The sequence below is a fragment of the Halobacillus sp. A1-3 genome (assembly GCF_050971765.1).
Taxonomy (GTDB): domain Bacteria; phylum Bacillota; class Bacilli; order Bacillales; family Halobacillaceae; genus Halobacillus; species Halobacillus mangrovi_B.
The window spans coordinates 174,807-186,988 of sequence record NZ_JBPCEO010000008.1 but is presented as its reverse complement, the minus strand read 5'-3'; the positions used below and the strand labels follow the sequence as shown (position 1 = coordinate 186,988).

The 12,182-nt window shown below is 41.1% G+C and carries 12 protein-coding genes; 5 read left to right on the top strand and 7 right to left on the bottom strand.

All coding sequences use genetic code 11. The features are described 5' to 3' along the window. Positions 1 to 16: 16 nt before the first annotated feature. Entirely contained in the window at positions 17 to 256 is a 240-nt protein-coding gene (locus tag ACRYKC_RS15155; RefSeq protein WP_433807804.1) for a putative holin-like toxin, read from the top strand. Positions 257 to 468: 212 nt separating this feature from the next. On the opposite strand, the gene ACRYKC_RS15150 is transcribed toward ACRYKC_RS15155, so the two are convergent. After that, positions 469 to 2,145, bottom strand: coding sequence for a YndJ family protein (locus ACRYKC_RS15150; protein WP_433807802.1), 1,677 nt, complete (start codon positions 2,143 to 2,145; stop codon positions 469 to 471). 123 nt (positions 2,146 to 2,268) lie between these two features. On the opposite strand from ACRYKC_RS15150, the gene ACRYKC_RS15145 reads away from it, so the two are divergent. Further along, positions 2,269 to 2,847: a sigma-70 family RNA polymerase sigma factor gene (locus ACRYKC_RS15145; RefSeq protein WP_433807800.1), complete on the top strand. Its 579-nt coding sequence runs from the start codon at positions 2,269 to 2,271 to the stop codon at positions 2,845 to 2,847. After that, positions 2,840 to 3,484 carry a hypothetical protein gene (locus ACRYKC_RS15140; RefSeq protein ID WP_433807798.1) on the top strand — a complete coding sequence of 215 codons (645 nt, stop codon included), beginning with the start codon at positions 2,840 to 2,842 and terminating at the stop codon, positions 3,482 to 3,484. Before ACRYKC_RS15145 ends, ACRYKC_RS15140 begins: the two co-directional genes overlap by 8 nt. Before the next feature lie 33 nt (positions 3,485 to 3,517). Here ACRYKC_RS15140 and ACRYKC_RS15135 read toward each other — a convergent pair whose 3' ends face one another. After that, on the bottom strand, positions 3,518 to 4,156 hold the full coding sequence (locus ACRYKC_RS15135; RefSeq protein ID WP_433807796.1) for a uracil-DNA glycosylase: 639 nt from the start codon (positions 4,154 to 4,156) through the stop codon (positions 3,518 to 3,520). A 639-nt stretch (positions 4,157 to 4,795) separates the two neighbouring features. Here ACRYKC_RS15135 and ACRYKC_RS15130 point away from each other — a divergent pair. Then, the gene (locus tag ACRYKC_RS15130; RefSeq protein WP_433807794.1) at positions 4,796 to 6,937 is read left to right on the top strand and encodes an MMPL family transporter; all 2,142 of its coding nucleotides are present in this window, start codon (positions 4,796 to 4,798) and stop codon (positions 6,935 to 6,937) included. Positions 6,938 to 6,962: 25 nt separating this feature from the next. On the opposite strand, the gene ACRYKC_RS15125 is transcribed toward ACRYKC_RS15130, so the two are convergent. The 3 genes from ACRYKC_RS15125 to ACRYKC_RS15115 all read right to left on the bottom strand — a co-directional run bounded on the left by ACRYKC_RS15125 (position 6,963) and on the right by ACRYKC_RS15115 (position 10,139). Beyond that, entirely contained in the window at positions 6,963 to 7,949 is a 987-nt protein-coding gene (locus ACRYKC_RS15125; protein ID WP_433807792.1) for a sodium:calcium antiporter, read from the bottom strand. 106 nt (positions 7,950 to 8,055) lie between these two features. Further along, entirely contained in the window at positions 8,056 to 9,564 is a 1,509-nt protein-coding gene (locus ACRYKC_RS15120; RefSeq protein ID WP_433807790.1) for a phytoene desaturase family protein, read from the bottom strand. Positions 9,565 to 9,581: 17 nt separating this feature from the next. Continuing rightward, positions 9,582 to 10,139, bottom strand: a complete 558-nt coding sequence (locus tag ACRYKC_RS15115) for a methyltransferase family protein (RefSeq protein WP_433807788.1) — start codon at positions 10,137 to 10,139, stop codon at positions 9,582 to 9,584. A 194-nt stretch (positions 10,140 to 10,333) separates the two neighbouring features. On the opposite strand from ACRYKC_RS15115, the gene ACRYKC_RS15110 reads away from it, so the two are divergent. Next, complete coding sequence (locus tag ACRYKC_RS15110; protein ID WP_433807786.1) at positions 10,334 to 10,489, top strand: hypothetical protein; 156 nt, start codon at positions 10,334 to 10,336, stop codon at positions 10,487 to 10,489. A 73-nt stretch (positions 10,490 to 10,562) separates the two neighbouring features. Here ACRYKC_RS15110 and ACRYKC_RS15105 read toward each other — a convergent pair whose 3' ends face one another. After that, entirely contained in the window at positions 10,563 to 10,784 is a 222-nt protein-coding gene (locus ACRYKC_RS15105; RefSeq protein WP_085031438.1) for a hypothetical protein, read from the bottom strand. Between the two features lie 143 nt (positions 10,785 to 10,927). Continuing rightward, on the bottom strand, positions 10,928 to 12,142 hold the full coding sequence (locus tag ACRYKC_RS15100) for a M24 family metallopeptidase (protein ID WP_433807784.1): 1,215 nt from the start codon (positions 12,140 to 12,142) through the stop codon (positions 10,928 to 10,930). Positions 12,143 to 12,182: the final 40 nt, after the last annotated feature.

Below are 12,182 nucleotides of genomic sequence, written 5' to 3'. Positions count from 1 at the left end.
ATCTGGATGACCTGAGGTGTTTTTATGGTCCGTTCTGGCTATTTTCGAAATATATACGAACAAATGTTCTTGTTTTGGATCAAAATATGGTATCCTTGTATATAGATACCGTTCTACTAGGATTGGGATAGGTGGCGATAGAAAGGGAGTGAGGCCTATCATAAGCACATATGAAGCTCTTATGATCATGCTGGCGTTTGGAACATTCATTCTTACACTCCTTGCGCTGATCATAAAAATAAACAATAAAAAATAGACCCCTTACTCAACTAGGAGAGGGGCCTTTTCATCAAATCAAATATGTGAACGGTATCTAATCAGGTTACAGAGGCGACTGTAACCTGATTTTCTTTTATTATAGCATAGTCTACTAATTACTAAAGAGAAAATGTCTCAGCCTCTCCTCAGGTCATCCAGAATATGGATGACCTGAGGAGTGATAAAGAAGAGAGAAAAATGATCCTTCGTTTATCTGATTTTCTTTATTGCGTAGTGGATTGAGAGAAACGGAATTCGGCCTAGGGATATATGATGTTCTGCACGTAATGTTCCTTCTTTCTCTTCTACTACATGAAACCATTCTCTTAAAGGAAGACGAACCGTCCAATCCCCCAATGTAAAATAAATCCCTTCATCACCCCTAGCATCTTTTCTCAGGTGACTCGTTAACAAAAAGCCCCCTTTTCCATCTTCCGCAGGCATTAATACACCTGTCATCACACCTCTCGGAAAAGGCAAGGCTATGTTCATATAGGCATCCTCATACTTCTTATGGTACGAATACAAGGCTGTAAAAATCGGCGCATTTGTCTGCGCGTTCTTTCTAACCCATGCTCTAACCTGCTTCCTTCCGTCCTTATGATCTGAAATGGAAACAAGATCTCCTTCCATATGTATGTCCCCAGAAGCCGGAATATTCACTTGCCCCCACCGGTTAGTTATACGGCGGATCAACCGGGAACTCCTACGAAACCCTTTATGCCATATAACCCTTGTCTCCATATTGTAGCTGGTTGTATGTAGATAAAAATCCCTCACACCAGCCCCCACTCTTTCAGGGTTAAAATGGTTACTTTTTAATGACCGCCAATCCGGAATCAACCCCGTGACGTATTCGTGCCTGGAGATCCACTCTTTTCTTGAAACTACATCGTTCCCAACATAGCCGTTGGCACGTAATTGACTAATAGGAAAAGCTGTATAAGAATGCCTTATAGGGGCATGAACACCTCTCCATGCCAGAACCGCCAGAATAGAAAAACCAAACGCATTAAAAAGTCCGTGATAGCGGAACATTTCTCCTATATTTATCCACTCTGTTTTGTATAGCATTCCTAAACTGTATAAAAAAGATAACCCCATTGTTCCCAGCAAAATAATAGACGATAATTGCAAAGCTGTGGATATCCACGTCTTAAAATCCACGGACATCCAAAACCACCAAATGCACAACCACGCTAACACTATAACGTATAGAGCTACTGCATACGTTTCGACAGGCGGACCTTGAGCAAGCCCCAAAGCTACGAGAAATGGTCCAACGGCGATACCTAAGGCTAATACAGCATAAGGACGCTGGAAATACCTTTTTCTTATTCGATTCCCTTCTGCTCGATAACGGCCAAAGAATCCTGTCACTAGCGGGAGCACAAAGGCAGCATAGTGAAAATGAATCGCTGTCAATTGAACAATGGATTCTGTATAAGGAAGATGCTGAGCCCACCCAGCACTAGAAACCAGAAGCCACATGGCTCCAACAGCAACGTAAATTAGCCCTAAATCAATGATAGCTTCTTCAATTGGCCTGAACCCTCTTGCCAATAGTCGCATAAGGCCTCCGAAGGCGATCAGGCACGTATAGAAAAACCAGACCGCTGCCCACCACCCTGCGTCACCTCCGGACGGTAAAGTGACGGCAATAGCCCCCGCACCAGCAAAAGGCAGGGAGGATTGCATAACATTTTTCAACCAACGTTCTCCTCTGTTTTTATCAGGCTGCTGAACAACCTCATCTAGTAACAAGGGAACAAGAACAAAGAAAGCGAACCCTAAAGCTAAATCGATAGCGCTTATGTAAAAAATCACCTTCCATAGGATGATTAGAATAACCCCGGCCACAGCGATCAAAAACCCCGGACGTTTCATAGCTACTCCTCCTGACTAATGAAAGAAAACAAGGATTATCTAGTTTTTTATCGAAATATGTAAAGAGAGATCTACTATTATCCATTCTATCAAAACCTAAAGGAAGGGAATGTCGTCTATAGTATGAGGTGGAATAAATTGATCCATAAAAAACGCTCTCAATCTTATACATATGAACCAAAAATGGACGACATGGTAGAAGAATGGATTTCTGATTACGGACATGATTTAAAATGGTTAGCCTATTCTTACGTTAAAGATCATTCCATAGCGGAAGACATTACTCAGGAAACCTTTATTAAAGCATACCAAAAATATCCCACTTTTAGAGACCAGTCCAGCATAAAAACTTGGTTGTATAAAATTAATATCAACCTATGTAAAGACCACCTTAAAAGTTCATACATACGTAGAGTGGTGAAAAAAGGGACAGACTTGTTCAGGAGCATCCCCTCTATAGACGGGACGCCAGAAGAACGTCTGATTAAAAAGAGTAATGACGAAGAACTAGTGGATCAAGTATTGAAGCTTGAGAAAAAATACAGAGAAATCATCATTTTATACTACTTCGAAGAATTCGAAATTAAAGAGCTGGCTGAGGTTCTGAAAACAAGCCCGAATACGGTTAAAACGAGACTTCGCCGGGCCAGACAACTCCTTCAAGATCAGCTGACTACAGAAGGGAGTTCAGAAAATGAATGATTTACTTGCTCACAAACTAAAAAAGATAGATAAGAAAGTCAAACAAGACAAAGTTTCGTTCGACAAAGAACATACCCATAAAGCTGTGATAGCAAGAATGCATAAACCCAATGGTTCCAACCAACTCCGGGTTTCTTTGATGATTTCTCTTCCCGCAATCGCATTAGTTACCTTTTTCTGTTTGCAAATATTGGATACCCATTCTGGTACACCTATTCACACAGCTTCGATGCATCCGGAAAAAACAATGGCTTTTGTTGCTAAGACAGCCGCCTTCCATGACGGAACCTTAGATAAAAAGTCATTCACTTCAACGGAAGCTAGCTCAACCATGATTAGAGAGACTTATGTCATCCATAACAATGAACATTTCGTTCAAACTGGTGAGCTTGTGAATCCTGAAGAATTGAATGAAATCCTTGGGTTAGTAAAAAATGAAGATTCGGCAGAAGAGCTAGCATTAAGAAGGAACTCTTCATCTTTTTTTCCAGAGGCGAAAATTTACAGTATAAAGGGCAGAGACAAAAATGAGATGATTGCCATCCAAAGTACACGAAGTACAGGGATTGGTTCTTCTTCTATTAGCAATCAAGGGTATTTTGTCTTTAAAAAAAGGAATATCAAAGCAGCCCAGTAATCTTACGATAGAGAAGCCCTCTTACCAGATTTCTCAAGAGTCGGGTAAAAATTTTTTCACCTGATCCAGTGACTGATCAATCGTTTGTTTAATCTTTGGATTATAAAATACGGCTGCGGGATGATAGAGCGGAATCACTTGGTAAATCTCTTCCGATGGTTCATAAATCCCCTTGTCTGCATCCTTCACTTTCATGACGGGCGTATCTATGACGCTGCCAATTATTTCACTAATTTTATCTTTCCTTCCCGTCACCCTTTCAAAGGCCACTCCGCCGAGCGTAAGGATAATCTTAGGCTTCATCTTTTCAATCTGGTAATCCAGAAGGGAAGCATGAGCATTGATCTCCTTTTGATTCGGTTTTCGATTGGCCTTTCTTTTTCCTCCAGCGTTTTTCTTATTTGTTTTCACCCATCTATAAGGACGACTTCGAACAACACTCGTAATGTAGATATCCTCTCTTTTTAACCCCAATTCCTCTAATTGTTTATCAAGCTCTTTTCCTGCACGACCGATAAAAGGCTTACCTTCTACCGCTTCATTTTCGCCTGGGGCCTCCCCAATTAGCATGACCTTTCCATTTGCATCTCCATGTCCTAAAACGAAGCCTTCCACGTCATAAGGCTCCATCCTTCTTTCAGCCTCTTTAATTAGATGATTCGGAAACTGCATTTGCCTCCCCCTCTCTGCTTTATTTTCTATATGTTCCACTAAATTTCCGAAATCACACCCCAAGAATTATCAGTTTTCAATTTTTAGGAAAAAGAGTATGATTTGTATGTGTAAAGGTCAATTTTTAAGTAACAGAAGTTTTTTACCTTGATTAACCAGCAAGCTAGAACTTCCACCTTACAAAAGTAAGCCTCCTTATCTCGAAGACTTGAATCTTTGTTTAGATGGGGATGTTTCCGTTACCTTATATTCCGAAGAGGTGGTCGGGGAAATGACGAAACTCCCGCGGGAGAAGTGCCTAGGCGAGAGCCCACAGAGAGCGCAGCGAACCAGGAGGCTCGGCAGTTCCCCTACAGGAAACTGTTCAAATGCGGAATCGCCCTAGTAGACACAACTCGCATAAGCAAAAACTCAAAAAGAATGTGCCTTTTCATTCCGTTGATTACCTGTTATGACGCGAGTGTCTGGGCGGTGCAGCTAGACGAGTTATTTTCCATCCCTAACCCTATTACAAATCAAACCCATGATATCCCGGAATCAAATCTTCCAAGATACTGCTATTTAATGGATTAAATTCTAATGTTTATAAACCAACAATACTTTAAATAAGACCTTTAAGAAAAAGGAGTTCGTAAGAGTATGCGAAAACTTTCATCGCTTATCGTTCATTCCTATAAATGGTTCCTTGCCTTGTGGATCATTATTGCTGTGACCCTTGGGTATTTTGCCGTGCAGCTCCCATCCCTATTAGAAGGGGATGGATTCAGAACTGACGGAGAATTTGAAGAAGTAAAAGATGAGTTGAATGAAACATTTAACTTTCCCGAGTCCACCATCCTCATATTGTTTGAAAATCAAGATGAAAATACTATTTCCACAACACTTGATAAGATTGATGAATTAGACACAACGTCAAACATAGAATCTCCTCTTGATAACGAATCGATGAGGAAAGATGATCGCGCTTATGCAGCCGTTCACTTTGATGATGAATCCTTGGACATGGGGAAGGTCATAAAAGATATCGAGGAGATTACAAAGGATCAGAACAACGTCACCCTTACAGGAGCTCCTGTCATTTCTGAAGACATCAATAAAGCCAGTCAAGACGATTTGAAGCGCGCAGAGCTTATCGGGCTGCCAGTAGCTTTACTTATCCTGCTGCTGGCATTTGGTACCGTTGTAGCCTCTCTTCTACCGCTTATCATGGGAGGAATCACGATCCTTTTTGGCTTCGGTATATTAGCGTTGATCGGACAAGAAATGCAGCTGTCTATATTCATCTTGAATATTTCACCTATGATTGGACTCGCTTTAAGTATTGACTTTGCCCTTTTATTCATAAATAGGTACAGAGAAGAGATGCATAAGCAAGATAAAGCCCAAGCCTTAATGACGACCATTCAAACAGCTGGTCGCTCAATCCTTTTTTCAGCGTTATGCGTATTTATCGGTCTTGCAGCTATGAGTGTAATTGAAGTAGACATTTTCCGAAATATTGCTATCGGAGGTACGGTTGTCATTGTGGGGGCGGTGTTCGCGACACTCACACTTTTACCTGCGATCCTGTACTTATTAGGTCCTAACCTAAACAAGTGGCGCGTCATTCCGACCGATAAAGATACGACGCCAAGATGGCGTAAGTTTGCTCAATGGGTAATGAAACATCCAGTAATTATTGCTTTTCTTTCCTTGATTATCTTGTTAATCGCTGTCATTCCAGTAAGCGGGATGCAAGTATCGATCCCAACGATCAACTCACTGCCTGAGAGCTACGATTCAAGAGCTGCTTACGAAACGATTGAGGATACCTTTATGTCAGATCAAGAAAGTACCGCTTACATTATTGCGGAGCGGGAAGGCGGTTGGCTTGATAAAGAAGGATTAGAGCAGATGAAAGATTTACAGGAAGAGCTTACCGAACCAAAAATTGTGGATTCGGTTAATACCCTCTATACAGAAAGTGAAATCGACTCAGTTGAAAAATTGAACGCTTCCCTGGACCAGCCTCAAGCACGCAAACAGCTTGAGCCTGCCATTGAACAGTTCATCGCAGAAGACAAGTTGATGATCCCTGTAAACCTTACCGTCCCAGCTAATTCACAGGAAGCACAATCTCTAATGACGGATTGGTCGACAGGAGAATGGGAAGTTGCTATGAAGTTTGGGGGACAGCCGAAGTTCAACCAAGAAATTTATACAGAAATCCTGGATAAAATCGCCTATACTCTGGCGATCATTCTCATATCTACTTTCTTTATACTCATGATTGCTTTCCGTTCCCTTTTCATTCCATTGAAAGCAATCCTAATGAATGTCATCGGATTAACTTCAACTTTTGGAATACTCGTCTGGCTTTTCCAGGGTGGTCACTTCGGTTTAAATGAAGCCGATATTGCTTTAATCCTGCCCGTAATTGTATTCAGTCTTGTTTTCGGTTTGAGCATGGACTACGAAGTCTTCTTGATATCAAGAATTCACGAATTTTACTTACAAAACGGAGATAATACGGAATCCACGATCCAAGGTTTAGCCAATACAAGTAAGATTATTACATCTGCTGCTCTCATCATGATTGTCATCACAGGCGCATTTGCTTTTACTGGCGTGGTACCCGTCAAACAAATTGGAATCGGTATTGCCATTGCTATTTTTATTGATGCAACCATCATCCGCTTGCTATTAGTACCAAGCTTAATGAAGCTATTAGGCGATTGGAACTGGTGGCTTCCGTTCAGCAAGAAAAACCAAAAACCAGTACGCACTCCAGAACACCATTAAAAAAAGCGGCCTATAAGCCGCTTTTTTATTTTATTTGAAAGACAAGGTACGTCGTTACGAAATAGCTGACGATAATCAGCAAGGATGGCAGCAAATAGTTCCAAGACCTGGCCCTTTTTCTTGTGATACTTAAAATAATTAGAAGAATAAACACAATAGAAACAGCCCCAGTAATTAAGTTCGCTGGGCCGGCATTTTCTAATAAATTACCTCGGAAGTACATCACATCTGTGATCGCTAGAATCATAAGGTTAAACGCATTGCTTCCTAATAATGAACTGATTCCTAAATTAAAGTTTCTTATCTTCAACGCTGTTCCTACACTCACCGCATCAGGCAAGGACGTGCTGATAGCAACAAGGAATGAGCCGATAAAAGATGCTCCTATTCCGGTAATCGCTGAAATTCGATCAGCAGTCAGTGTCAACACACTTCCTATTACCATAATAGCAACCGCAGAGCCGATAAACCTTATAAGAACCTGATTATAGGTATATTCCTCGTATCTGCTGTTTTGCCTTTTGACTTTACGCCCTTTATACTCCGTTCGATCATTAATAAATTTTGAACCAATGAAATAAATCAAAATGATTGCTATGGACGTATAGCTAATATGAAAAAAATGAGTAGGCAGAGTTAAGCTCAGCCCTAAAATTACGATCAGCGTCATTAGAATGACTAACCATCCGTATAGTTTACTTTCCACCGTTGCGTGGGTCATAATTTGGTACCTGCGATAGACAATATCAAAAATAGCCAGCCCCATGATATTAAACAAGTTACTGCCAACTAAATTCCCTACTGCTAAATCCGGACTATCTATAATAATAGCGGTCACGCTCGAAGTAAGTTCAGGTAACGAGATGGCGATACCAATGATCGCCCCCATAAACGCAGACGATACTCTACTTTTTTCCTTCACTGCATCCCCAAAAATTGATAATCTTGAGGCAATAAAAAACGTGCTGATCCCAGATAAGAAAAATAATGTAAAAACTAACCAACTGCTCATGAGAAAACCCCTTCGTCCTGTTCGCTATTGTTGCATCTACTATCCATTCCCTTCTCTTTATTGTGTAAAACAGTAAAAAAAGACCAGCTCACTGCTGGTCTTTCCTCTATTGATTCACAGGCTCTTTTGCTTCTTGCTCTTTTATCAAATCAGCGGTCAACTGACCTGATAATGTGACCATTGGAACGCCTCCACCCGGGTGAGTGGACCCTCCTACAAAATACAAGCCATTATAAACTTGACTCTTGGAAGGGACTTTGAAACCGCCGTTGGTTTTCTTATCAGCTGCAATTCCGTAAATCGAACCGCCGTTAGGGCCGTATAGCGATTCCAGGTCTTCAGGCGTAAATCGATATTCGAATTCAATGGAATCTCTCAGTCCAGTCATACCCATTCTTTCAAGTTTATTCAACACAGTTTCCCGATACTGATCCCAGTCAATCGGTTTACGTTTTTTGTTAGAAAGAGGTGGGACATGCGTAAGAACAAATAAATTATCTTTACCAGCCGGAGCCTGCGTTTCATCTGAACGAGCAGAGATTCCAATGTAAATCGTCGGGTCATCTGCCGGCTTCCCTTGATCAAAGATTTGCTTGAACTCTTTTTCTGGATCCTCAGAGAAAAAGAAATTATGATGCTTAAGATTTTCAAATTTCTTATCTGTTCCGAGCAGTAAAACCAAACCAGATACTGTAGGATCGAATTTTTTCTCTAAGTTTTTTGTTTCTTTCTTCACTTTGGACGTATTTGGCGCAAGTCTTCGGTAAGCAGGAATAGCCTCCAAATTAGATACGACCACATCCGCCTCATGAACCGTTCCATCTTCTGTTTCGACACCGATAACGGAGTCTCCTTCGACTACAAACTGCTTCACAGGAGTATTAAGTTGAACTTCGACCCTCAGTTCATCCATTAAACGTCCCATAGCTTCAGCAATCTGATACATGCCGCCTTTCACATAATGTATACCTAAACCAAGCTGAACATAGACCAGCTGATTGAGGATGGCCGGAGAGGAATACGGATTTGAACCTACATACATGACAAAGAAGTTGAATAGCTGCTCCAAGTACTTGTTATCAAAATGTTTATGTGTGGATTTGGCAACTGTACTCATCGGATCCATCTGTAGAAGTTCTTTCAATTTATGATGACTCTTCAAGTCTTTTAAGTCTTCAATACTGTATTTATAAAAACTCTTCATACACAGTGCATACATGTCCTGACTATACGACAGAAAATCCGTAAGTTTACGGTTCGGTCTCTCTGTCACCTTCGCCATTTCCTCTAGCATTGTTGGAAGATCACTTGTTACATCAAGTTGTGTGCCATCTTCAAAAAAGGTACGCCATTGAGGTTCCACTCGTTCGACTGTTATGTAGTCTTCGAGACGACGATGAACACTTTCAAACAACTGCTCCAAAACCCACGGCATTGTTAAAATTGATGGCCCAGTGTCAAAGGTGAACCCTTCTCCTTCTCTTCTATTAAGCTTGCCGCCTAAATTACTGTTTTTCTCAATCAGTTTGACATTATAACCATCCGCCGTTAGACGGATCGCTGCAGACATTCCGCCTAAACCAGCACCAACAACAATCGCCGTCTTTTGTTTCAACTCTCCCACCTCCAAGATTAATAGACAAACGGGACCAGCCGATACCTCGACTGACACCATTGTTTATACCTTTCTCCATGAGCTTCAATCAGCATCGCTTCTTCTATGTGAATTCTATGTAGCAAGGCGAAGAATAAGATTGTGCCACAAATTAGAGCGGTCCAAACATTTCCTACTCCCAGACAGAAACCTAGGATAATAAAAAATAACCCTGTATATAAGGGATGCCGCAGCACTTTATATGGACCCGCACTTACAAGACGGTCACCTTTGCTGACTGAGACATCTCTCGTAAACTGTTCCTTCAAATGAATAATACCCCAATACCTTAAGAAAACTCCACTAGCATAAAGTAATACCCCAAACCACCAGAGTCCTTTCGAAAAGATGATTCCAACCTGCCATTCACGCATAAGAAGCGAACCGAAAACAGCGGATAGAACCGATACAAGAATAATGGGAAAAGACTTCTTCTCAAGGCGGCCTCCCTGGGCAGAGGGTGAATTGCGGAAAATGACGAACTCAGCTAACCATACTAGAGTGATCGTTAGAAACACTCCTTCGTAAATTGTCATTTATCCGTACTCCATATCCAATCACCAATGAGCATCCCATCCCCTCCCACTCTCTTGCCATAGCTGCTATCTTCTACCATTCCCAAAAATTTCTCAGGTTAAACGATACAAGATTAAAATACTTGAAAGCTTTGAATCTGAAAACTATGATAAACAAAAAGGAGCAGATAGCTCCCGTTGAAAGGCACGAATTTATGACTATTTTATATTGGATGTTCGTCTTATTGGTTGTTATTGTTACCTTTTACGTCATTTTTCGCTCGTTGTCCAAAAAAAGCTACTGGATCATGGCCATAATCGCCTTGTTTTATGCGTTACTTCTTGCATTCAGCTTTTTTCAGAGGTTTTAGAAAACACCGTTTCTAGTTTTAATAACGTACCCAAAAATAAGAAAAGCTGATGCATAGGCATCAGCTTACTTAACTATCTCCGTTTCCTCTCTTGGTTGATCGCTTCACGAATATGATACAATTCCGCATACATCGCTGTTGCGTAAACGCTTAATATACTCAAGAACATAGATAGCACAAAGACTGATCCATCCAGGTCAAAACCCAGCACCGAAGTAAACCCGACAATGGCTCCAATAATGACACCAATGGCGGTCAAATAGATGATCTTTTGAAAAGTAACGGAATAAAACACCAGAACCACCTCTTCCACATAATCTACTATATTTATACCCATCTATCGACTCGCATACACGTAAGCGGAACTAGATGCTTCGTTCAATTCATTAAGTGTAAAAAAGAACTGTCTCCAATAGGAAACAATTCTTCTTACATTAATTATCTCAAAAGCCTTTGTTCAAATGGGAAGTCCGAAAAGTTCTCGACTCCGTCTTCTGTGACAAGCAATTGTTCCTCTAATTTGACGCCTTCTTTTCCACCTGGAGATCCAATATAGCTCTCTACTGAGAGAACCATGTTCTCCTGAATAACTCCATCATAGCCTTTTTCTTCAAAATCCTGAGGGTAAACAATATAAGGATATTCTCCGCTCAAGCCTGTACCGTGAGCGACCGTGAAATAACGGTTTGGGAAAAATTCATCCGGGATTCTCCAGCTCTTCTCCGCATACTCTCGAAAAGTCATTCCAGGTTTTAGAAGTTCAATATTATATTGAATTTGTTCGTAAGCGGTTTGGTATAGACGTTTTTGCTCGACTGTAGGCTCTCCATCTCCACAATAGAATGTTCTGCTGATGTCTGTGAAATAACCGAAGGGACCATTCATATCTGTATCAAAAGAAACTAACTCCCCATCGTTTATCACTTTATCACTGCATTCCTGGAACCAGGGGTTTGTACGTGCTCCAGAACTGAGCAGCCTTGTTTCAACATAATCGCCGCCCTGCTGGATATTTGTCTGGTGAAGATAAGACCATAACTCATTTTCTGTAATTCCAGGCTCTAATGCTTGCTGCATCCGAATCATACCTTCTTCTGCTGTTCGAACGGAAATTTTCATCGCTTCAATTTCTTGTTTGTTTTTAATACTTCGCGCATGCTCAATCGGTTCCTGACCATCAACAACTTCAATGCCTTGTTTGGCAAGTTCGATCGCCCCGACAGATGGAACATAATCAATCGCGAGCTTTTTGTTATCTCCTGCATACTGTTTCATAAGGTCAGCAATTTCCTTTGCCCATTCCTTAGCATTATCATAAAGGTTTTCACCTGAAGCGACATAAGATAAAGTGATAGCCGGTCTCACTTCATCAATGGTCTCAATTCCTTCTGACAAATGCTCGCAACTTGGAAAATCAAATAAAGTCACAGGGCCCTCCGTAGGGATGAAAACATAGCGCGCAGGATTTCGGAGCATGAACACCTGCATGTTCCTGCTTCCTGTCGCGTAGCGTAAGTTTACCGGATCGAAAATGACAATTCCTCCGTACCCCAAAGATTTTAACTGCTCTCGAACACGCCCTAAACGATATTGGCGCATACGCACAAGATCTATTTGAGTTTTATCATGTCTGATACTTGATAGCTTACTCATCGTTTACCTCCTATCGAATACATTATAAGTTAAATGTTAC